This is a genomic window from Xanthomonas sacchari (genome assembly GCF_040529065.1).
Lineage (GTDB): Bacteria > Pseudomonadota > Gammaproteobacteria > Xanthomonadales > Xanthomonadaceae > Xanthomonas_A > Xanthomonas_A sacchari.
In genome coordinates, this window is record NZ_CP132343.1 from 580,033 (window position 1) to 602,109 (window position 22,077).

Genomic DNA, 22,077 nt, shown 5'->3' on the forward strand with positions numbered 1-22,077 from the left:
GACGTTATCCGCCCATCCGGTGACCACGGTATGCCGGTGTGTGGCAGCGGCTGGCAAGGTGTTGGCGCGGCGTTAAGAGCTGTTGTCGCTGGTTCAGCGCGGGAGGTCGAAGTGGTGCGCCGGAGCCTGCGTTCGTCGCAATTTGCCGCCGATGGAAACGCAGCGGCGATCGCCTGCTGGCGAAACCGGCCACCGTGTCGATAATGCCTGCATGGCCGCCGACTCGCCCTGGTTCCTGTATCTGCTCGAATGCCGCAACGGCAGCTACTACGCCGGCATCACCCCGGACCTGCAGGCGCGCTTCCAGGCGCACCTGCGCGGCGCCGGCGCCAAGTACACCCGCGCCAACCCGCCGGTACGGCTGCTGGCCAGTCGCGCCTACCCCGACCGCGCCGCCGCCTCGCGCGCCGAATACGCACTCAAGCGCTTGCCGCGCGGCCGCAAGCTCGCCTTCCTCGCCGCGCCCGACCCCGCACCTGGCGCCGACAACCTGCAAACGACAGCCGAATCCGCAGCGGTGTTTAGGAGCGGCTTCAGCCGCGACAGGCGTGACCGGTAAAGCCCGTCGCGGCTGAAGCCGCTCCTACGACGATGCCGCACATTCGCGCGGACTTCGGATGCAAGAGGGCAGCACTGTGGGAGGGACTTCAGTCCCGACGCGACGGACGCGAACGACGCGACAATCGCCCCATCGGGAATGCCGCTGTACGCAGCAGACACACCCGATGCACACCCCGCCTCAGCGGCTGGGCCAATGCCATGCCGGCCGATCGAGCGCACGCAGGCCGGCGACGTCGGTCCGGCCGTGCTCCTTGATCAGCAGGTGGTGCAGACAGTCCGGCTGCTGCTCCAGCGCCGCGATCAGCCGGCTGGCATGCGAGACCACGATGATCTGCGCCTGCCGCGCGGCGCTGCCGATCAGCCGCGCCAGCGCCGGCAGCAGGTCCGGATGCAGGCTCGCTTCCGGTTCGTTGAGCACCAGCAGTTCCGGCGGGCGCGGGCTCAGCAGGGCGGCGATCCACAGCAGATAGCGCAAGGTGCCATCGGACAACTCCGCCGCCGACAGCGGCCGCAGCAGGCCATGCTGGTGCATCGCCAGGTCGAAGCGGCCGGCATGCACCTCGATCGTCAACCGTGCGCCGGGGAAGGCATCGTCCACCGCCGCATGCAGGCCGTCGGCATCGCCGATCTCCAGGATGGTCTGCAGGGCCGCGGCGAGGTCGGCGCCGTCGTTGCTCAGCACCGGCGTGTGCGTGCCGATCTGCGCCATGCGAGCCGGTGCCGCGGCATCGGTGCGGAAGTGGTCGTAGAAGCGCCAGCGGCGGATGTTCTCGCGTACCTCATGCATCTCCGGTGCCGCGCGCGGATCGGAAAACTGCGCCAGCACGCTGTCGAAATTGGCGATGCCGGCGCCGGCATCGGTCCAGCCGTCGTCCTGGGTCCGCAGGCGCACCGCCGGCCCGTTGCGGTCCACCAGCAGGTTGGACTGGCGCAGCCAGGGGCCGGCCCAGATGCATTCGCGCTTGATCTGCGGATCCAGCCCGAAGGCCGACGCCGACGGCATCGGCAGGCCCAGGTCGATGGCATAGCCGAATGCGTCGCTGGCGTAGCCCAATTTCAGGCCGACGGCCTGCTGCCGCACCGTGCCCTCGACCGGATGCTCGCCGCGCCGGACCGCGCGGCTCAGCGTCTCCGGGCCGGCCCACAGCGCCGACGGCAAGCCGCCTTCGCGGGCCAGTGCGGCGATCACTCCGCCCTGGGCGGTGTCGGCGAGCAGGCGCAGCGCCCGGTAGACGTTGGACTTGCCGCTGCCGTTGGCGCCGGTGATCAGGGTCAGCCCCGCCAGCGGCAGCACCAGCTCGCGCAGGGAGCGATAGGAGGAAACCGCCAGGGTGGTCAGCATCGGCGCAGCATACCCGCTGCCGGCGCCGCTCAGCCGCCGGCGTGCATGGTACCGGTATCCAGCCAGCGCTGGTGCCAGGACAGCGCCTCGGGCAGCAGGTGCGGGGTGTGCTTGCCGTAGCTGGCGTGCAGGGCGCGGTCGAAGTAGTCCTGCAATTGCGCGCGGTAGCTCGGGTCCACGCAGTGCGCGAGCAACTGTTGCGCGCGCTGCCGCGGCGGCAGGCCGCGCAGGTCGGCCAGGCCGTGCTCGGTGACGATGATGGAGACGTCGTGCTCGGTGTGGTCGACGTGGCTGACCATCGGCACGATCGAGGAGATGCTGCCATGCTTCGCCGTGCTGGGGCTGAGGAAGATCGACAGGAAACCGTTGCGCGCGAAGTCGCCGGAGCCGCCGATGCCGTTCATGATGCGGCTGCCCATCACGTGGGTGGAGTTGACGTTGCCGTACAGGTCGGCCTCGATCATGCCGTTCATGCCGATGCAGCCCAGCCGCCGCACCAGTTCCGGATGGTTGGAGATTTCCTGCGTGCGCAGGATGATGCGCTCGCGATAGAAGTCGATGTTGCGCTTGAACTCCTCGTTGGCTTCCGGGCTCAGCGCGAAGCCGGTGCACGAGGCGACCTTCAACACGCCGCTGCGCAACAGGTCGAGCATGCCGTCCTGGATCACCTCGGTGAATGCGCTGAGGTCGCGGAAGCCGCTGCTGGCCAGCCCGGCCAGCACCGCGTTGGGAATGTTGCCCACGCCGGACTGCAGCGGCAGCAGGTTCGGCGGCAGCCGGCCCTTGCCGACCTCGTGCTGGAAGAACGCGATCAGGTGTTCGGCGATGCGCTGGCTGGTGGCATCGGCGGGAGTGAACGGGCTGTTGCGGTCGGGGCCGTGGGTGCGCACCACCGCCACGATCTTGTCCGGGTCGCAGCGCAGCGACGGCTCGCCGATGCGGTCGTCGGCGTGCAGCAGCGGGATCGGCTTGCGGTGTGGTGGCAACGCGGTGCCGTAGTACACGTCGTGCATGCCGTCGATGCCGGCCGGCTGCCAGTCGTTGACCTCGACGATCACCTTCTTGGCCAGGTCCAGCCAGGTCTTGTTGTTGCCGACCGAGGTCGACGGGATCAGGCTGCCGTCTTCGCGGATGCCGGCCACTTCCACCACCGCGGTGTCGATCTGCCCGTAGAAGCCGAACCACACGTGCTGGGCGACGTGGCTGAGGTGGATGTCGATGTAGTCCAGCGTGCCGGCGTTGATGCGCTGGCGCGCGTCCGGGTCGGACTGGAACGGCATGCGCAGGGCGATGCCGTCGGCCTTGGCCAGCGCGCCGTCCAGTTCCGGCGCGGTGGAGGCGCCGGTCAGCAATTGGATCTTGAACGACTGGCCCTGCAGGTGCGCCGCCTCGATGCGCTGCGCCAGCGCCATCGGCACCGCCTTGGGATAGCCGGAGCCGGTGAAGCCGCTCATCGCCACCGTCTCGCCGGGCTGGATCAACGCCGCCGCGGCCTCGGCGCTGACGACGCGCTCGCGCAGGCGGGGATGGAGGATGCGTTCGGCGGACATGCGGCGACCAGGGCGTGGGAAGGGGAGGGCAATTATCGCGGATCGGGCCGGGGCTCGCGCTGGGGTGCGTCCCCACTTTCTGCGCCTGCCGCGCGGCGGCGCATGCGGGCGCAACGGACGCAGCGATGAGGATGTACGCCACGGCGTGTGCGATGTGTGCGGCGCTTCGCGCGCCGGACCCTCACCCCAACCCCTCTCCCGGTGGGAGAGGGGCGCTGGCTTCTCCGCTCTCCTGGTGGGCTCTGGCTTGCGACGGCAGGACGCAACGCGCATGCAGTCGGCGCAACACCGGGTGTCTGCCACCGTCGCTTTCACGCGCTCCACGCCACGCCGCGGCGATAGTGCGGCGGTGCCGCCTTTCGCCCGCCCGCTGACCGCCGTCCACGCACGCTACCGGCGTCTGCCGCGCGGCTGGCGCCTGCTCCTGCGCGGCCTGCTGATCGCCTACCTGCTGTATCTGCTGGCCGGCAACGTGTTCCTCAACACGCCGCTGTTCGACCTGGCCACCAACCGCAAGCCGGAGAAGTTCCGCATGCACACCGGGCCGGCGATCACCGTGCTGCCCGGCTTCATCACCGCTTGGAACGTGCGCATGCGCGGCCACGTGCAGCGCAATGTCTGGCAGGTGCGCGCCCACCGCGCCAGCGCGCGCATCGCGCTGCTGCCGCTGCTGCATCGCGAGGTACGCCTGCCGTGGATGGAAGCGGTGAACGTGATCGGCGAGATGGACCGCGTCGAGGAGATGATCCCGCCACCGCCGCCCAGCGACCAGGGCTGGACGCTGCGCTTCGACGCGATCCACAGCGGCACGCTGCGCCGTGCGCGCTTCGGCGATTTTGCGGTCGAGGGCAAGGGCCACGGCACCGTCGGTTTCCTCAAGCAGTTGCGTGGCGGCCCCTCGGAACTGTTCCCCTCGCAGATCGTGTTCGAGGACGCCAGCGTGCGCTACGGCAAGCGCCAGATCGCCGACCAGGCCACGCTGGACGCGCGCTTCTCGTTCCCGCGCCACTACCGCGCGCAGGCGCCAGGGTTGCGCAAGCTGGGCATCACCGACCTGGCGCTGCGCGTGCACGGACGCAGCGTGGCCCTGCGCATCGACACCGCAGGCGACACCACCAAGCTGAGCACCGAACCCGGTCTGGGCCACGTGCAGGCCGATCTGCACCTGCTGCGCGGCGCGCTGCAGCCCGGCAGCACGCTCAACTGGCGGGTGCCGCTGCATGCCGGTGTCGGCGCCACCGATCGCGGCGTGCTGACGCTGCTGCTGGACGTGGAAGGCGAGGACATCCGCGCGCGTGCGCGCCTGCCCGGCCAGGTCGATCCGCGCAGCATGCTCGATGCCGATCTGCACATCGCCGGGCGCCAGGTGCCGTTCGACGACCCGGCGGCGCTGCTGCCGCGCACCTCCGGCCGCGTGCAGGGACGCTGGCATTTCGAATCGTTGAACTGGATCAGCGACCTGCTGGTGCGCAAGCCGTGGTTCCAGCTCGACGGCGGCGGCGACGTCGCCGCCGATCTGCACCTGCGGCAGGGCGCGTTGCAGCCGGGCAGCCGCCTCGACGTGCCCGACGTGCAGGCGGTGGCGGAGATCATGCGCGTACGCCTGAGCGGCAAGGCGCAGGCGGCCGGGCGCATCGTCGGCACGGCCGACCGGCCGCGCACGCAACTGGACGTGCGCATGCGTCGCTTCGCGCTGGCGCCGCTGGCCGAGCCCAAGGCCAGCTTCGTCGAAGGCGAGAACCTGCAACTGAATCTGCAGGGCGATGGCGCGCTGGCCACCCTGCGCGACTCGTTGCAGGCGCGGCTGCGCTTTGCCGACGCGCGCGTGCCGGATCTGCGCGCCTACAACCGCTACCTGCCGGCGGCGCAGGTGCGCGTGCTCGGCGGCGATGGCCGGCTCAGCGGCGACCTGCAGCTGGACGCGTCCGGCCAGGTCGGCCAGGGCACCGTACGCGTACTCGGCCGCCAGGCGCGGCTGCAGACCGCGGGTTTGGAGTTGGCCGGCAATCTCGACCTGGACGCGCGGCTGCGGCGCGCCGAGCTGCAGGACAAGCGCTTCGATCTGAGCGGCAGCACCCTGCGCCTGCAGGGCGTGCGCTACGGCACCCAGCCCAGGCAGGGAGACTGGTGGGCGACGCTGCGCATTCCGCAGGGCCGTATCGCCGCAGCGGCGCCGGTGCAGGCCGATGCGCAGGTACAGATGCAGATGCGCGACGCCGGCCCGGTGCTGGCGGTGTTCGCGCAGCACAGCGATGCGCCGGCGTGGTTGCTGAAGCTGGCCGACGCCGGGCAACTGCAGGCCAGCGGGCAACTGCGCTGGCGCAAGGACGCGCTGTGGCTGGATCGGGTCGCGGCAGAAAACGAACGCGTGGCCTTGCGCGCGCGTCTGCGCGTGGGCGATGCCGGCACGCAGGGCGATCTGTACGCGCGCTGGGGCGTGCTCGGCGTGGGCGTGGCGCTGCGCGGCGAACAGCGGCAATGGCATCTGCTGGGTGCGCGCGAGTGGTACGACCGGCAGCCGGCGTGGCTGCCGGAGGCGCCGGCGCCGGCGGCATCGCCCTGATGCGACGACGAACGCGTCGTGCTCCTGCGTAGGCAAGGTAGGCAATGCATCGCGGCGCTGGAAATGTGCAGGCACGCGCAGGGTGCACGTCCGCCCGCTTTTCCCATTCCCTTTTCCCGTTTCTCCATTCCCCCAACGCCGCAGAATGTACCGCCCAGTATCGTTTTGCACTGCAGCGTGCAATGTCTCAAAAAAACGCCCAAGATCGCCCTGCATCCCGACGTGGGGGAGGGAGCAAGGCCCGCTAGCAGTTCGCTGCCAGCGGGCTTTTTTATTGCCCGTTTCCGGGACTGGCCGCGGCAGGCGATGCGATGGCCTGACGTGAGGTATCGATAACACGCATCCGTGACAGCGACATTGGCGGGTCGCGTTCCGTGGATGTCTGCGCCGCAGCGCGCGCAGCCGGCGCTCGGGTCAGGTCGGCATCGCCTGCGACGTCGCGTGCGGCGACGGCGGCAGTTCGGGGCGGGTCGGGTCCACGGTCAGCGGCTCGTCGCTGCGCAGCAGCGCATGCGCCTCGGCTTCGCTGGCCACCGCCGGCGGCGAACCGCGCAGCGGCAGGCCGGCGGTTTCGCGCACGAAGACCATGGTCGCGATGCCGACCACCGCCGCGCCCATCAGGTAGTAGGCCGGCACCAGCGGATCGCCGGTGCGTTCGACCAGCCACGCAGTGACCAGCGGCGTGGTGCCGCCGAACAGCGACACCGACACGTTGAAGGCGATCGACAGCGCGCTGTAGCGCACCGGGGTGTAGAACAGCGCCGGCAAGGTCGATGGCATCGAGCTGGTGAAACACACCAGCGCCACGCCCAGCAGCATCAGGCCGAGGAAGATCAGCCAGTCGTTGCCGGTGCCGACCAGCCGCAGGCACGGCACCGCCAGCACCAGCAGCGCGATGCAGGCGCCGATCACCATCGGCTTGCGGCCCAGGCGATCGCTGAACAATCCGCCGAGCACGTTGAGCGGCATCATCACCAGCATCACGATGATGATCAGCAGCAGGCCCTTGCTCTCGGCATAGCCCATGGTGACGCTGAGATAGCTGGGCATGTAGGTCAGCAGCATGTAGTCGGTGACGTTGAACACCAGCACCAGGCCAACGCACTTGAGCAACTGCGGCCAATGGACGCGGAACAGCGCGCCCAGGCCCGGCGCATCGTGCTCGCGCTTTTCCGCCTCTTCGGCATAGGCCTGGAACGCTGGGGTTTCCTCCAGCTTCATGCGCATGTACAGGCCGAGCAGGCCCAGCGGGCCGGCGATCAGGAACGGCACGCGCCAGCCCCAATCGTGCATCTGCGCATCGCTCAGCGCAAAGTGCAGCGCGGTCACCGTGGCGGCGCCGGCGATGTAGCCGCCCAACGTGCCGAACTCCAGCCAGCTGCTCATGAAGCCGCGGTTGCGGTCGGTGGAGTACTCGGCGATGAAGGTCGCCGCGCCGCCGTATTCGCCGCCGGTGGAAAAGCCCTGCACCAGCCGCGCCACCAGCAACAGGATCGGCGCCCAGATGCCGATGCGCTCGTAGGAGGGGATGAGGCCGATCGAGAACGTGCCCAGCGCCATCAGGATCATGGTCGCGGCCAGCACCTTCTGCCGGCCGTAGCGGTCGCCCAGCGGGCCGAACACCAGCCCGCCCAGCGGGCGCACCAGGAACGCCACGGTGAAGGTCGCGAACGTGGCGATCAGCTGTGCGGTCGGGTTGGTGCTGGGAAAGAACACGTGGCCCAGGGTCACGGCCAGGTAGCCGTACACGCCGAAGTCGAACCATTCCATCGCATTGCCCAGCGCCGCCGCGCCGACGGCCCGCTTGAGCATGGGTTTGTCGACGACGGTGACTTCTTCCACATGCAGTTGGCGGCGGCGCTTGAACCATCCGAAATGGGCGTGGAACTCCGACATGTCTTCTCCTGTCCTGAAACGGTGAGGTCATGACCCCCAGCCTGCACGCGGCAGGCAAGCAAGACGGAACGACAGGGCGCAACAGGCGCCGCACTGGTCTGCGGGGGCGATCCCGGATGGCCGCGTCAACTCCACGGCGCTGCAGGATCGAAGGACGGAGCGGGCGGCGCAGGGCGCACAGGTGCTCCGTCGAAGTGGCCATGATACACCATCGTCGTGAAGGGGCTGGCGGCAAGGTCTGCGAAACGTTGCTAAAAGTGCTGAAAAGCTGCGTTCTGCGCGGATTTTTGGAGCCGTGCGGGAATGGCCTCCGTCGTAACGTGCGACGGTGGAACGGCCTTGCGGCGTCGGATGCGCCGTCGGGTCGGGACTGACGTCCCTCCCACAGTGCGGTGCGCCGTGGTGGCGTGATTGCCTCGACGCCACGGTCCTGTCCGCGGTCGCCGCGGGATGCCATCATCGGCCGATGGCTTCTGCTCCCTTCGTGGTTCCCGACGTCCTCAAGCCCACGCTCGAACGCAGCCTGGCGCGCCTGCGCCAGGCCGTGGCCGCGCAGCCGTGGCCGTCTCATCCCGGTTTCGAGGACGCGCTGGCGCGTGCGCTGCTGGCCAGCGATTTCCTGCTCGACACGCTGTGCCGGCAGCCGTCATTGCTCGCGCACCTGACGCAGCCGGACCCGCCGCCGTTGCCGCTGCCGCAACTGGATCCGGCGCAGCCCGCCGCATGGCCGGCGCAGTTGCGTCGCTACCGCGCGGCCGCCTCGGCGCGGCTGGTGTGGCGCGACGTGCTGGGCCTGGACGAGGTCGATGCGACCCTGGCCGGCAGCACGCAGTTGGCCGAGGACTGCCTGGCGCTGGCGCTGCAGGCGCTGGAAGGCGAGTTCGCCACGCGCCATGGCGTGGTGCGTGCTGCCGACGGCAGCGTGCAGCGGCTGGTAGTGTTCGGCCTGGGCAAGCTCGGCGGCGGCGAACTGAATTTCTCCTCCGACGTGGACCTGGTCTACGCCTACCCGCAGGGCGGCGAGTCCGACGGCGCGCGTGCGCTGGCCGCCGAGGAATACTTCGCGCGGCTCGGACAGCGCCTGGTGCGGCTGCTCGACGAGACCACCGCCGACGGCTTCGCGCACCGCGTGGATCTGCGCCTGCGTCCGTTCGGCACGGCCGGCCGGGTGGCGCTGTCGTTCGCCGGCATGGACCAGTATTTCCAGCGCGAAGGCCGCGATTGGGAACGCTACGCCTGGCTCAAGGCGCGCGCGGTGGCCGGCGACATCGCCGCCGGCGAGGAATGGCTGCAGGCGCTGCGCCCGTTCGTGTACCGGCGCTATCTCGACTACACCGCGCTGGACGGCCTGCGCGAGATGAAGGCGGCGATCACCGCCGAAGTCGCGCGCCACGACCGCCTGGACGACATCAAGCGCGGCGCCGGTGGCATTCGCGAGATCGAGTTCCTGGTGCAGTCGCTGCAGTTGATCCGCGGCGGCCGCGAACCCGCACTGCGCGAACGCCGCCTGTTGCCGGCGCTGCACGCGCTGGTCGCCGCCGGCCAGGTCGCCGCCGAGGATGGCGCGGCGCTGGCGCAGGCGTATCGCTTCCTGCGCCAGGTGGAGAACCGCCTGCAGATGCTGCGTGACGCGCAGACCCACGCGTTGCCGGAGGACTCGCTGGATCGCGCGCGCATCGCGTTCGGCCTCGGCTATGCCGACTGGTCCGCGCTGCACGCAGCGCTGCAGGTGCAGCGCGATCGCGTCGCCGCCGAGTTCGCCGAACTGCTGGCGCCGCGCGAGCGCGCGCTGGCGCCCGATGCACTGGCCGACTACTGGCGCGGCCTGCCTGACGCCGGCCAGGCGCAGGTGTTGCGCGCCGCCGGCTTCGCCGACGCCGACGGCGCCGACCAGGCCTTGCGCGGTTTCGTGCAGTCGCTGGGCGTGCGCACCCTGTCCGATGCCGCGCGCGCGCGCCTGGATCGTGTGTTGCCGGCGCTGCTGCATGCCGCGGCGCGCTCGGCGCAGGCCGATGCCGCCCTGCACCGCGTACTCGGCCTGTTGCAGGCGATCCTGCGCCGGGCCAGCTATCTGGCCCTGCTCGACGAACAACCCAGCGCGCTGGCGCGGCTGGTCGACGTGCTGGCGCGCAGTGCCTTCCTCTCCGAACGGCTGGCTGCGCACCCGCTGCTGCTGGACGAACTGCTCGACAGCCGCGTCGACGGCCCGATGCCGGACCTGGCGGCGATGCAGCGGCTGTGCGACGCCGCAGTCGCCACCGCCGGCGACGATCCGGAGGCGGCCTTGCGTGGCCTCAACGAAGCGCGCCAGGCGCTGAGTTTCCGCATCGCTTTGGCGACGCTGGACCGGCGCCAGCCCGCGCTCGACAGCGCCCGCCAGCTCGCGCAATTGGCCGAGGCGGTGGTGGTGACCGTGCTGCGCCTGGCGCGTGCTGATCTGGTCGCCGCGCACGGCGAGGTGCCTGGCGGCAGTTTCGCCATCGTCGGCTACGGCAGCCTGGGCGGCGTGGAACTGGGCATCGGCTCGGACCTGGACCTGGTGTTCCTGTACGACCACCCGCCGGGCGTCGAAGCGTCGGCCGGACCGCGGCCGCTGGAGAGCGGGCGCTGGTTCGCGCGGCTGGCGCAGAAGGTGATCGCGTTGCTCGGCGCGGTCACCGGCGGCGGCCGCCTGTACGACATCGACGTGCGCCTGCGCCCGGACGGCGGCAAGGGCGCGCTGGTGTCGTCGCTGGCCAGCTACCGGGAGTACCAGCGCGAGCGCGCCTGGACCTGGGAGCACCAGGCGCTGGTGCGCGCCCGCGGCGTGGCCGGCGATGCGTCGCTGCTGCAGCAGTTCGAGCAGGTGCGCGCGCAGACCCTGGCACGCCCGCGCGAGCCCGCAGCGCTGCGCGAGGAAGTGCGCAAGATGCGTGCGCGCATGCGTGCCGAGCTGGACCGCAGCGATGCGGCGCGTTTCGATCTCAAGCAGGGCGCCGGCGGCCTGGTCGACCTGGAATTCCTGGTGCAGGCCGGCGTGCTGCTCGGCGCCGCGCAGCAGCCGGCACTGTTGGTGCCGCGCGACACGCCGGCCCTGCTCGACGCGCTGGCGCACAGCGGCTGGCTGTCGCCTTCCATCGCTGCCAGCCTGCATGCCGCCCACGCCGCACTGGTGGAGGCCGGTCTGGCCTGCACGCTGGACCGGCGTCCGCGCCTGACCGCGCCCACCGCCGACATCGCCGCGGCGCGTGCGGCGATCCGCGCTGCCGCGGCCGCGCTGGAGCTGGTGTTCGTCGATGGCCGTGCGGACGGCGACGCGGCGCGCTAGCGCGCCGTCGGCGCTGGCTGCAATCGGCCGGAGGGCCTAGGCATGCCGCCGTGCTGCTACGCAAACACGCCGCCTGGCCGCGGCGATGGGCACCGGCACGCCGTTCCGTGCCGCGGTGGCGCGATTGCTACACGCTGACGTACTGAGTCTGGAACCAGGCCGCGTCGGGATCAGTGTCCACCACCTGGTCGGGATCCACCCCGAACAGCCCCTGGTAGGCGCGCTTCCACAGGCCGGCGCGGCCGGCGCACAGGTCGTGCCACAGCGCATGGAAGGTCACTGACTCGAACACCCGCACTACGTCCACGACCTGCTCGAGGTAGGACTGGAACAGGTAAGCCCGCTCGCCGGCCACCAGGATGTTGAAGTTGTGGATCAACTGCGACGGATCGCCCAGCAGCACGATGTTGACGAAGTCGCCGTCGCCGAAGGTCGGCAGCGCCGCGTCCGCCAGGTACAGCCGGGTGCGCAGGGGCCGGTCACGACGCAGCAGCACCATCTCCAGCATCAGCGGGGCGAAGGTGTTGCAGGACCACTCCGGGCAGGACACCGTCGGCGTGGTCAGCGTGGCCAGCGCCGTACCGGCCGGCTGCAGTTGCGCCAAAGTGGCGTTGAGCGCGCTCAGCGCGAGGGCGGGAGTGACGTCGTGCGGCATGGGCGTGGTCTCGTCGCAGGCGCGGCGCACGGGAGGCGCGCCGCCGATCACCATTCAACGTTGGTCGCAGTCGTTTGTGAAGCCGGCGCCGCCCGCCTGTCCGCCGCTAGCGCGTCGGCGCCATCCGCCACAGCAGCGCGCGGAACGGCGCCAGCAGGCACACGCCGATGCCCAGCTTCACCGCCAGGTCGCCGGCGGCCCAGCTCAGCCACGGCAGCGTCGAGCCGGCGAAGGCGATCGACCAGAAGATCGTGGTGTCCAGCGTCGCGCTGCAGGTGGTGGCGACGATCGGCGCGCGCCACCAGCGGCCGCGGCGCAGCCGGTCGAACACGGTGATGTCCAGCAGTTGCGCGGCGATGAAGGCCAGGCACGAGGCCGCGGCGATGCGCGGGGTGGCGATCCAGATCGACAGCAGCACCGCCAGCGCGAACCCGCACCAGGCCACCCGCCGCGCCGCGCGCGGGCCGAAGCGGCGGTTGATCAGGTTGCTGACCAGGAACGCCAGCGGATAGCTGAAGGCGCCCCAGGTCAACCAGTCGTTGATCGGGAACTGCACCAGCACGTTCGACAGCAGCACCACCGCGCCCATCGCCAGCACGGACAGCAGCAGCGCGCGCGGGGTCAGCGCGGCGAAAGTGGGCGAGGGAGCGGCAACGGACGGCACGGCGATCGGGGCAGGGGCGGCGGGCGCGCATTATCGCGGCCCGGACGCGCGATGACCAATGCCGGGCGTGTGGACGATCTCAACGCACACGTGCGTCGTAGGCGCGGCTTCAGCCGAGACAGGGCGTTTCCCGATCTCGCATGGTCGCGGCTGAAGCCGCTCCTGCCGCGGCAAACCCCACGATTGAAACCGCTGTTGCGATTCCCCAATTCCAGCTTCACCGCACCGGCACTGCCGGAGGCTGCACTGTGGGAGGGACTTCAGTCCCGACCCGACAATGCGTCCGCTTCGCACGACGTGTCTCCAAGCTCCACGCGTCGCGGCTGAAGCCGCTCCTACAAATGGAACTCCGCGCTGGGAACCGCTGTTGCGATTCCCCATTCCCCACTCCCGGCCTCACCGCGCCGGTGGCGCCGTCCCATCCACCGCCGCACGGCCCACGGCCGGGTCGTCGGTGAAGAAGCCATCGATGCCGGCGTCGATCAGTGCGCGCATTTCGGTGATGCTGCCGGCCGCATTCACCGCAGCCGGGCCGCGCGTGTCTTGCAGCTGCTTGGGCAGGAAATAGTTCTCCGGCCGGAAGGTGTACGGAATCACCTGCAGGCCCGCCGCATGCGCATCGGCAACGAACGACGTGGGCGCGGCCAGGGCGCCGTCGGCGCTCACCGGCACGATCGCGCGCAGGTTGGGGCTGACCAGTTGCGCGTACTTGGCGATCGCGCGCAGGCCCTGCGCGCTGCCCATCTGCGCGTAGGTCGGGCCATTGCGCAACTGGTCGCCCGGGCGGTCCTTGGGATCGCCCAGCAACTGCACCAGGCGCACGTTCGGATGGGTGCTGCCCAACTTGCCGTGCAGGTATTCCAGGTTGCCGATCTCGAACGACTGGATCACCACCGGCGCCTTGCGCGTGTAGGCATGCGCATCGAGGGTGGCCACCAGCTTGTCTTCCATCGCCAGGCCGAGCCCGCGGAAGTAGGTGCCGTGCTTGATCTCGGGAATCAGCCCGATCGGGCGCCCGCGCGTGGCCGACTCGGCCGCGGTGAAGTCGATGATCTCGTCCATGGTCGGCACCTGGAACTGCCCGTCGAAGGCGGTGCCGCGCAGTTGCGGCAGGCGCTCGCGTGCGCGCAGGGTCTTCAGCTCGGCCAGGGTGAAGTCTTCGGTGAACCAGCCTTCCACGCGCTGCCCGTCGATCTGCTTGACGGTCTTGCGCGCGGCGAACTCCGGATGTGCGGCCACGTCGGTGGTGCCGCCGATCTCGTTCTCGTGGCGCGCCACCAGCACCCCGTCCTTGGTCGAGACCAGGTCCGGCTCGATGAAGTCGGCGCCGTCGGCGATGGCCTTGGCGTAGGACGCCAGGGTGTGCTCGGGGCGCAGCGCGCTGGCGCCGCGGTGGCCGATCACCAGCGGCTTGCTCTCACCCGGGGCGGCGGCCGGTGCGGCCGCCGCGGTGGTCGCCAACACGGCCATCGCGCATCCCAACAACCAGGAGGTGGATCGGATCATCGCATGCGTTCCGGTTCGAGGGCGGACGGACAGGATGGACGCGCTCAGAAGCGCGCGTCCAGGGTCAGGAACGCCTGCCGCGGCGCGCTGGCGTGGAAGGCCAGCGAGCGGCCGTTCGGGTCGCTGTTGCTGAAGGCGGTGAGATTGGAGGCGTAGCGCTTGTCGGTGAGGTTGGTGACGTTCAACGACAGCTTCAGGTCCCGCAGGAACGACACCGCCCCGAAATCGTAGCCGGCGCCGGCATCGAAGGAGGTGTAGCCGCCGAAGCCCTGGTCGTTGGTGTAGGTGTAGTAGCGCTGGCCGGTGTACTTGCCGCGCAGGTTGGCGTTCCAGCCGTTCCAGGTCCAGCTGAGTTCGCTGGCGAACATGCGCTTGGGCGTGTCCACGGTGTACTTGCCGGCGGTGGGGATGACCGCGCCGTTCTGCACGTAGTTGTCGTCGTAGGTGGAGCGGTTGATCGAGGCCGAGTTGTACCACTGCAGGTGCGCGGTCGGCTTCCAGATGAAGGTCAGCTCGCCGCCGCGGCTGCTCACCGAGCCGACGTTGAAGAAGCGCGTGGTGCACGCCGGGGTGGTGCCCTGCTGGATGCTCGGGCACGGGTTGAGCGAGAGCAGGCGGTTGTCGAAGGTCACGTCGTAGCCGACCAGCGAGGCCTCGAACTGGTCGCGGACCAGACGGTAGCCGGCTTCGAAGGTCTTGGACTTCTCCGGCTGCAGCGCACCGACGCTGGCGTCGAACGAGGCCTGCGTCACCAGCAGCGGGCCGCCGGCGCCGCCGCCCTGGAACGCGGCGATGTTCTCGGCGTAGGAGGCGAACACTTCCTGGCCCTCGGCCAGGCGGTAGCTCAGGCCGGCCTGCGGCAGCAGCGCCTTGCTGGCCTTCAGTTCGCCATTGGCCACCGGCGACTCCACCGCAATCCCCGGCGTCTCGCGCGCGGTCATCGTGGTGTGCGGGCTCTTGGCGCCGATGTCCAGGGTCAGGCGCTCGTCGAGCAACTTGAAGGTGCCCTGCACATAGGCCTGTTTGGTGGTGATGACGTAGTCCTGCGAGAACAGCCGGCGGTTCGGGTTGCTGAGGAAGATGTCGTCGTCGATCGGGCCGTCGATCCAGTAGAAGTTGCGCTCCACGTGGTGCTTGTTGCGCTCGTACCACACGCCCGCTTCCAGGTGGTGCGGGCCGATGTCCCAGCCCAGCGAGGCGATGCCGCCGGTGCGGTTGATGGTGTAGTTGGTGCTGCGGATCGAGATCGGCAGCGCCTGCGGCGTGCCGGGGTAGGACGGCTGGCCCGGCGACCACCAGTGGCCCTGGCCTTCGTTCTCGTGGTGGTAGACCTGCGTGTGCACGCTCACCGCATCGGACGGCTGGAAGTCGCCGGCCAGGTAGTACAGGTCGTCGTTGCGCAGCGCGCGGCTCTGGTAGTAGGCGTCGTCGATGTTGTCCACGCCGCCGCTGTAGCCGCAGCGGCTGGGGTTGCGCGTGGCCGGCGCGCAATAGGCCGCGGCCAGCGCGCGCTGCCAGTCCGGCGCGTACAGGTTCCAGTCCCAGCCCAGGCCGCGGTGCAGGCCGCTCTTGGACAGGTAGGCGTAGTCGGCCTGCGAGGTGCGCGAGGTGTCGACGAACGCGGTGATCTTGCCGCCCTCGAACTGGTACACGCCCTTGCCGTTGAACTGCGCGGTGTGGGTTGGCGAGCCCGGTGGGGCCCACATGTCGGCGTCGGCGTAGATGCCGGACAGGTAGGCGGAGAAGCCGTTGTGCTCGCCGGTATCCAGGCGCAGGTAGGTGCGGCGGTTGCTGTCCGAGCCCACGGTCTGCGCCAGGCGCACGCCGACCTCGGTGGACGGATCGTCGGAGTAGTACTGCACCGTGCCGCCGAGGTTGCTGGTGGAGGCGGTGCCCAGGCTGCCGATGCCCGAGGCCAGTTCCACGCCGCCGAAGTTCTCGGCGATCAGCGCGCGGCTGATGTTCAGGCCGTTGTAGTTGCCGTAGGCGTTGTCGCCCAGCGGCAGGCCGTCGAGGGTGTAGCCCAGGCGCACGCCGTTGAAGCCGCGCAGGCTGATGGTCTGCGATTCCTCGTTGGCGCCGAAGGCGTCGTTGGACTGCACGTTGACGCCGGGAATGCGGTTGAGCAGCTTCTGGATGCTGGTGCCCGGCGGCAGCACCGCCACGTCCTGGGCGGTGATGCGCTGCACCTGGCGGGTTTCGCCCTGGCCGATCACCGACACCGCATCGAGTTGCTGCACGTCGGCCGCGGCGCCCTCGGCGGCGGGTTCTGCGGCGGTGGCGGCGAAAGGCGACAACAGGGCGGCGAGGATCGCCGTGCTCAGCAGGGAATGGAGAGGCATGCGCGGGGGAATTCGTAAAGGAAGTGCGCAGACGATGCGACAGCGACGTTGCAGGTTGGCGTCAGTGGCGTTGCGTTTGTCATGCAACGGCACGGGTGGCGTGCGTCGTGGCGCGGGTGCAGATGTGGAGTAGTGGCCTGCGCGGCATGGACGAGCGCCACCGTGATTGGGAGCAATGATGGTGCGGAGACGGCCGCGCGATCGGCTCCGTCATCGCGGCGGCCGCAAGCGAGCGCATCGACATCAAGTCGTTACACCGTGACATCAAGTGCCACGAATCGCGGGTAGAGAACACATGTACGCGCATGTGTCGGCAACGCGCTGAAATGGCCTGTTTACAAAGTAAAAAACGGCGCGCGCCGTCAAGGTTTTGTAGCGCAATCCTCCTCAATCATCACGCCTCGTCCAGGCCCGGTGGCATGCCGATGCGTGCAGACATGAGCAGGAAGCACAGTGCACCCGCAGCTATCGGATCGCCGTCTTCGTGCCGTGCTGGGTCCTTGCATGGAGATGGCGGCGCGGGGGCTTCGCGCGCCGTACCCTCACCCCAACCCCTCTCCCGGTGGGAGAGGGGCTCAGGCTTCTCCCTGCTCCCCTCGGGAGAAGGCGCCCCGCAGGGGCGGATGAGGGTCGGGCGAAGCTTCGCAGCAACGCATCACGCATGCGCTACGCGCGCCGTACCCTCACCCCAACCCCTCTCCCGGCGGGAGAGGGGCTACGGCTTCTCCCTTCTCCCCTCGGGAGAAGGTGCCCCGCAGGGGCGGATGAGGGTCGGGCGCAGCCTCGCAGCAATGAACCACGCGTGCGCTTCGCGCGCCGTACCCTCACCCCAACCCCTCTCCCGGTGGGAGAGGGGCTCAGGCTTCTCCCTTCTCCCATCGGGAGAAGGTGCCCCGCAGGGGCGGATGAGGGTACGGGCGAAGCCTTGTAGCAATGAACCACGCGTGCGCTTCGCGCGCCGTACCCTCACCCCAGCCCCTCTCCCGGTGGGAGAGGGGCCACGGCATCTTCCTTCTCCCCTCGGGAGAAGGTGCCCCGCAGGGGCGGATGAGGGTACGGGCGCAGCCTCGCAGCAACGAATCGTGCACGCACTTCGCGCTTCACACCCCCACCCCAACCTCTCTCCCGAGGGAAGAGGGGCCATCAATTTCCCACCGCGAGGCCACCACGGCCTCGTCCCACTCGCTCTACCCCCGGAGAGACGCCCATGCTTGATCGCATCCGCCGTCGGCCGTTGCTGGCTGCCGTGTTGTCCGCTTCCCTGCTGTGCGCGCTCGGCACCGCCAATGCCGCGCCCGACGCCTCCATCGCGGCGATGACCGCCACCCTGCGCAGCGCGCCGGTCACCTTCGACGTGCACCTGCCGTTGCGCGACCAGGCCGGGTTGGACGCCCTGCTGGCCGACATCCAGGATCCGGTCTCGCCGCAGTACCACCACTGGCTGACGCCGGCCGAGTTCCAGCGCCGCTTCGCGCCGGCGCCGGCGCAGATCGCGCAGGTGCGCGCCGCGTTGCAGGCCGCGCACATGAACGTCGTCGAGCAGGGCGCCACCCTGCATGTCAGCGCGAGCGCGGACAACGTCGAGCGGCTGTTCGCGGTGCCGTTGACCGCGGAGGTGCAGCAGGGGACCCAGGCCCGCCTCGCCGCAGCCGCGCCGTTGCAGTTGCCGGCCGCGCTGCGCGACACCGGGGCGACGGTGACCGGCCTGACCCGCGGTGCGCCGGCGATGCACGTCAACTGGCAGCGCTCGGCCGTCAAGAATCCATCCAACCGCTACGGCGCCGGCGGCACCACCTACTGGTACAACGACCTCAAGCAGGCCTACGGCTATCCGTCCTACCAGGCCACCACCGGCGCGGCGGGCGGGCAACGCCGGCTCGATGGCACCGGCAGCACCATCGCCATCCTGATCAGCAGCGACGTGCTGGACTCGGACATCAAGGCGATGTTCGACCACGAAAACTTCAGCCGCTACGCCGCCAACCATGCCGACCCGGCCCTGTACGCGCGCCACTACGTGGCCGGCGCCAAGCCGGGCCTGCAGGACGGCAACGACGCCGCGGGCGGCGAGGCCGCGCTCGACGTGCAGATGGCGCTCGGCGGCGCGCCCGGTGCGCACGTGCTGCTGTACGTGATCCCCGACCTGAGCGACGCCTCCGTGCTGGCCGGCTACCGGCAGATCGTGCAGGACAACCAGGCCGACGTTGTCAGCGCCTCGTTCGGCGTCTGCGAGCTGTACTACACCGCGACCTACAACGGCGGCAAGGATTTCACCCCGCTGCTGCGTCCCTACGAAGCGGTGTTCAAGCAGGGCAATGCGCAGGGCATCACCTTCGTCGCCTCCAGCGGCGACAACGCCGGCCTGGGCTGCGCCGACACGCAGTACCTGGTCGACGGCAAGGACGGCCACTTCATTCCAGGTGTCGAACACCCGGCCGCCAGCCCGAACGTGACCGCGGTCGGCGGCGGCAACCTGCTCACCGCCTACAAGAAGGGCAGCCTGGAATCGGGCTACAAGAGCGAAAGCGCCTACGGCGATCCGCTAGAGACCGCCGACTACTACGGCATCGGCGCGAACCTGGCCGGCGGCTACTGGGGTGCCGGCGGCGGAGTCAGCACGCTGTTCCAGCGCCCGGCCTACCAGTTGCGTGCGCTCGGCGGCACGCGCACGTCCATGCGCGCGCTGCCGGACATCGGCATGCTTGTCGGCGGCTGCCCGACGATCGCGACCCAGCCCTGCCGCGACGGCGACAGCTCGGTGGCCACCTACTTCAAGGGCAACCTCTCGGCGGTGATCGGCACCAGCGTCGCCGCGCCGGAGTTCGCCAGCGCGGTCGCGCTGCTGGTGGAGAAGCAGGGTCGCCAGGGCAATCTCAACGACTACCTGTACCGCCTGGCTGCCAATGGCCCGGAGGCGCTGCATCGCGGCGTCCCCGGCTACAACGGCGTGGTCGACAACAACCAGCCGATCAAGGGCAAGTACAACTACACGGTCGGCGTGGGCACGCCGGTGGTGCGGTTGCTGATCGGCGCGCTGGATGCGGCGCCGGCGGGCGTGCCGCGCTCGCCGAGCAACCCCTGACGCAGCGTGATGTGACGCGTTGAGCCCGGTTGCCGTGCCGGCGTCGTGGCAGCGACGCCGGCGCGGCGGCCGATCAGGCCAGCGCCAACCGGTCGCGGATCAGCGCGGCCACCCGCGCGGTTTCGCGCAGCGGTGCGATGCCGGCGGCGTACGCGTCGCCGGCATCCTGCGCCGGGAGCAGGCGTCCACGCGCCTGCAAAGCACAATGGAAATCCAGGGCGCGGTCGCGCGCCGTCTCCGGCATCAGCACCTGCACCGGCACGCGCGTCGCGCAGGCTTCCGAGAGCAGGTTCACCGAATCCGGCGTACAGGCAAGGCGCTCGGCCCAGCCGAGCAGGCCGGCGTAGGGATTGGTGCCATCGTCCGCGCCGGACCACACCATGCCCGGCACGTCGGCGAACGTACGACGCAGGACTGCGGCCACCGCGGGCGGCGTGCGCCGCGATGCGCTGGCGAGAATGCTGCCGCCGTGCATGCGCAACTGCGCAGCGATGTCGGCGAAGGCGGTGTGTGCCTGCGCTTCGCTCCACGGTGCCAGGCTCGACGGACCACCGACCAACAGTCCGACACGCGGCGAGGGCAATGCGCCCAGCGCAGGAAACGTGGCGCGTCCTGCGGCCAGCCAGGCGTCGTCGATCGGATGCAGGCTGCCGAGCAGGGTCAGCACGTTGCTGCCACGCAGGCGATCGTGTTCCGGCACCACCACCAGGTCCCAGTGCCGCGGATCCAGCCGCGGATCCAGAATCTGCACCACCTTGCTGCCGCGCGCGCGCAGCAGCCGCGTCGCCAGCGCCGCCTGGCGGCCGCAGCCCACGGCGAGCGGCGGCGACTGCCGCACTGCTGCGGCGAACGTCGCGCCGTAGGCATGCCGTGCGCCGGGCAGCCAGCGTGGCGCCAACCAGCGCCACGGCATGTGCGGCTGCAACACCTGCGCCTGGATCGGTGTCGCGGTCGGAAGCGCCAACGCGGCGGCCAGCGCCTCGGCCTGGCGGGCGTTGCCGGCGCGGCCATCGCTAATCGCCCAGGTCGCGTCCGATCGTTTCACGTTTGGTAGTAATCCGTTGCATCGCGGCCGGGTGTTGCGACAATCGCGCCACTCTACACTGGCCGCCTCGCATCGGGACGGCCTCACCGGCATCCTGGCGCTTCCCTCGATCAAGGAACTTCCTCCATGTCCGACGCCTTGCACGACGCCGCCCTCGACCAGTTGTTCCGCACCGCGCGCACCCAGAACGCGTTCCTGGACAAGCCGGTCGACGAAGCCACCCTGCGTGCCCTCTACGACCTGGTGAAGTGGGGCCCGACCGCGGCCAACGGCAGCCCGGCGCGCTTCGTCTTCGTGACCTCGCCGCAGGCCAAGGAAAAGCTCAAGCCGGCGCTGTCCGAAGGCAACCTGGCCAAGACCCTGGCCGCGCCGGTCACGGTGATCGTCGCCCACGACGAGGACTTCCACGAGAAGCTGCCGTACCTGTTCCCGCACACCGACGCCAAGAGCTGGTTCGACGGCCCGCGCGAAGGCCGCAGCGAAGGCGCGTTCCGCAACGGCTCCCTGCAGGGCGCCTACCTGATCCTGGCCGCGCGTGCGCTGGGCCTGGATGCCGGTCCCATGTCCGGCTTCGACAACGCCAAGGTCGATGCCGCGTTCTTCGCAGGCACTGCGATCAAATCCAACTTCCTGGTCAACCTCGGCTACGGCGACCCCAGCGGCCTGTTCCCGCGCCTGCCGCGGCTGAGTTTCGACGAGGCCGCGCGCATCGAGTGAGCGCGCGCGTTCCGTTTCCCTGTCCCACCGCAGGCCCGCGCCTGCCGCAGTTTCGTCCCATCACCCCTCCAAGGAGTTCCACCATGACCAAGACCCGCAAACTGCTGCTCCCGCTCGCCATGGCCCTGGCCGTCGTCGTCGCCCAGCCCGCCACCAGCGCCTTCGCCGCGCCGGCCGCCGCCGCTGCCGCCGCCAAGGGCGTGTCCGGCACCTACACGCTCGATCCGGCCCACACCGACGTGCTGGTGCAGTGGAGCCACTTCGGCTTCTCCAACCCGTCCGCGCACTTCGGCGACGTCGACGGCACCCTGGTCTACAACGCGCAGGACGTGAGCAAGTCCAGCGTCAACGTGACCCTGCCGCTGTCCGGCCTCAACAGCTTCACCGCCAAGTTCGACGAGCACCTGAAGAGCGGCGACTTCTTTGACGCCGCCAAGTTCCCGACCGCCACCTTCAAGAGCACCAAGGTGACCTCGGCCGGCGGCAACAAGCTGACCGTCGCCGGCGACCTGACCATCAAGGGCACGACCAAGCCGGTGGTGTTGGCGGTGACCCTCAACGGTGCCGGTCCGCACCCGATGAAGAAGGTGCCGGCGCTGGGCTTCGACGCCACCACCACGATCAAGCGCAGCGACTTCGGCCTGGGCGCCTACGTGCCGAACGTCAGCGACGAAGTGAAGATCCGCATCACCACCGAAGCGACCTTGAACGCGGCCAAGTAAGCCTGCGTGCCGTCGCGGCGACGGGGCTTCGTGCGCCGTCGTTCGCCGCAATGCAAACGCCCGCCATTCGGCGGGCGTTTGTGTTTTTGGGATTTCGCTGTGTGCCGTGCAATGAAACTGCGGGC

General features: G+C 69.9%; 14 protein-coding genes. 6 read left to right on the top strand and 8 right to left on the bottom strand.

Translation table 11 applies throughout. The features are described 5' to 3' along the window. Window positions 1-211: 211 nt before the first annotated feature. A complete protein-coding gene (locus RAB71_RS02500) occupies window positions 212-559 on the top strand; it encodes a GIY-YIG nuclease family protein (protein ID WP_052470978.1) in 348 nt (115 codons plus the stop codon). Window positions 560-739: 180 nt separating this feature from the next. Here RAB71_RS02500 and RAB71_RS02505 read toward each other — a convergent pair whose 3' ends face one another. Together RAB71_RS02505 and RAB71_RS02510 are read right to left on the bottom strand one after the other, a co-directional pair. Further along, a complete protein-coding gene (locus RAB71_RS02505) occupies window positions 740-1,903 on the bottom strand; it encodes an AAA family ATPase (protein WP_010343078.1) in 1,164 nt (387 codons plus the stop codon). A 29-nt stretch (window positions 1,904-1,932) separates the two neighbouring features. Next, entirely contained in the window at window positions 1,933-3,453 is a 1,521-nt protein-coding gene (locus RAB71_RS02510) for an acetyl-CoA hydrolase/transferase family protein (protein ID WP_010343079.1), read from the bottom strand. A 349-nt stretch (window positions 3,454-3,802) separates the two neighbouring features. Here RAB71_RS02510 and RAB71_RS02515 point away from each other — a divergent pair, with 349 nt between their 5' ends. After that, a complete protein-coding gene (locus tag RAB71_RS02515) occupies window positions 3,803-6,016 on the top strand; it encodes a hypothetical protein (protein ID WP_081481975.1) in 2,214 nt (737 codons plus the stop codon). A gap of 414 nt (window positions 6,017-6,430) precedes the next feature. Here the strand turns inward: RAB71_RS02515 and proP are convergent, their stop codons facing one another. Next, the gene (gene proP / locus RAB71_RS02520) at window positions 6,431-7,912 is read right to left on the bottom strand and encodes a glycine betaine/L-proline transporter ProP (RefSeq protein WP_010343081.1); all 1,482 of its coding nucleotides are present in this window, start codon (window positions 7,910-7,912) and stop codon (window positions 6,431-6,433) included. 466 nt (window positions 7,913-8,378) lie between these two features. Between proP and glnE the strand changes: the two genes are divergently transcribed. Further along, window positions 8,379-11,219 carry a bifunctional [glutamate--ammonia ligase]-adenylyl-L-tyrosine phosphorylase/[glutamate--ammonia-ligase] adenylyltransferase gene (gene glnE / locus RAB71_RS02525; protein ID WP_050946579.1) on the top strand — a complete coding sequence of 947 codons (2,841 nt, stop codon included), beginning with the start codon at window positions 8,379-8,381 and terminating at the stop codon, window positions 11,217-11,219. 127 nt (window positions 11,220-11,346) lie between these two features. Here the strand turns inward: glnE and RAB71_RS02530 are convergent, their stop codons facing one another. From RAB71_RS02530 to RAB71_RS02545, 4 genes are all read right to left on the bottom strand, one after another. Beyond that, window positions 11,347-11,874 (bottom strand): hypothetical protein, encoded by a 528-nt coding sequence (locus RAB71_RS02530; protein ID WP_234006522.1) that lies wholly within the window; start codon window positions 11,872-11,874, stop codon window positions 11,347-11,349. Between the two features lie 106 nt (window positions 11,875-11,980). After that, a complete protein-coding gene (locus RAB71_RS02535) occupies window positions 11,981-12,538 on the bottom strand; it encodes a queuosine precursor transporter (protein ID WP_010343084.1) in 558 nt (185 codons plus the stop codon). A 396-nt stretch (window positions 12,539-12,934) separates the two neighbouring features. Continuing rightward, on the bottom strand, window positions 12,935-14,044 hold the full coding sequence (locus RAB71_RS02540) for a glycerophosphodiester phosphodiesterase (RefSeq protein WP_234006523.1): 1,110 nt from the start codon (window positions 14,042-14,044) through the stop codon (window positions 12,935-12,937). 44 nt (window positions 14,045-14,088) lie between these two features. After that, window positions 14,089-16,386, bottom strand: a complete 2,298-nt coding sequence (locus tag RAB71_RS02545; RefSeq protein WP_010343086.1) for a TonB-dependent receptor — start codon at window positions 16,384-16,386, stop codon at window positions 14,089-14,091. A gap of 1,207 nt (window positions 16,387-17,593) precedes the next feature. Between RAB71_RS02545 and RAB71_RS02550 the strand changes: the two genes are divergently transcribed. Beyond that, window positions 17,594-19,468 carry a protease pro-enzyme activation domain-containing protein gene (locus RAB71_RS02550; protein WP_010343087.1) on the top strand — a complete coding sequence of 625 codons (1,875 nt, stop codon included), beginning with the start codon at window positions 17,594-17,596 and terminating at the stop codon, window positions 19,466-19,468. 73 nt (window positions 19,469-19,541) lie between these two features. Here the strand turns inward: RAB71_RS02550 and RAB71_RS02555 are convergent, their stop codons facing one another. Next, complete coding sequence (locus RAB71_RS02555) at window positions 19,542-20,513, bottom strand: mitochondrial fission ELM1 family protein (protein WP_010343088.1); 972 nt, start codon at window positions 20,511-20,513, stop codon at window positions 19,542-19,544. Between the two features lie 126 nt (window positions 20,514-20,639). On the opposite strand from RAB71_RS02555, the gene RAB71_RS02560 reads away from it, so the two are divergent. Both RAB71_RS02560 and RAB71_RS02565 read left to right on the top strand, forming a co-directional pair. After that, window positions 20,640-21,230, top strand: a complete 591-nt coding sequence (locus RAB71_RS02560) for a malonic semialdehyde reductase (RefSeq protein ID WP_010343089.1) — start codon at window positions 20,640-20,642, stop codon at window positions 21,228-21,230. A gap of 83 nt (window positions 21,231-21,313) precedes the next feature. After that, the gene (locus RAB71_RS02565; protein WP_010343091.1) at window positions 21,314-21,952 is read left to right on the top strand and encodes a YceI family protein; all 639 of its coding nucleotides are present in this window, start codon (window positions 21,314-21,316) and stop codon (window positions 21,950-21,952) included. Window positions 21,953-22,077: the final 125 nt, after the last annotated feature.

Coding starts and splice junctions, on each gene's coding strand:
- RAB71_RS02505 (WP_010343078.1), bottom strand. CDS start 1,903: ATGCTGACCACCCTGGCGGTTTCCTCCTATCGCTCCCTGCGCGAGCTG.
- RAB71_RS02510 (WP_010343079.1), bottom strand. CDS start 3,453: ATGTCCGCCGAACGCATCCTCCATCCCCGCCTGCGCGAGCGCGTCGTC.
- glnE (WP_050946579.1), top strand. CDS start 8,379: ATGGCTTCTGCTCCCTTCGTGGTTCCCGACGTCCTCAAGCCCACGCTC.
- RAB71_RS02565 (WP_010343091.1), top strand. CDS start 21,314: ATGACCAAGACCCGCAAACTGCTGCTCCCGCTCGCCATGGCCCTGGCC.
- RAB71_RS02500 (WP_052470978.1), top strand. CDS start 212: ATGGCCGCCGACTCGCCCTGGTTCCTGTATCTGCTCGAATGCCGCAAC.
- RAB71_RS02550 (WP_010343087.1), top strand. CDS start 17,594: ATGCTTGATCGCATCCGCCGTCGGCCGTTGCTGGCTGCCGTGTTGTCC.
- RAB71_RS02530 (WP_234006522.1), bottom strand. CDS start 11,874: ATGCCGCACGACGTCACTCCCGCCCTCGCGCTGAGCGCGCTCAACGCC.
- RAB71_RS02560 (WP_010343089.1), top strand. CDS start 20,640: ATGTCCGACGCCTTGCACGACGCCGCCCTCGACCAGTTGTTCCGCACC.
- proP (WP_010343081.1), bottom strand. CDS start 7,912: ATGTCGGAGTTCCACGCCCATTTCGGATGGTTCAAGCGCCGCCGCCAA.
- RAB71_RS02545 (WP_010343086.1), bottom strand. CDS start 16,386: ATGCCTCTCCATTCCCTGCTGAGCACGGCGATCCTCGCCGCCCTGTTG.
- RAB71_RS02540 (WP_234006523.1), bottom strand. CDS start 14,044: ATGATCCGATCCACCTCCTGGTTGTTGGGATGCGCGATGGCCGTGTTG.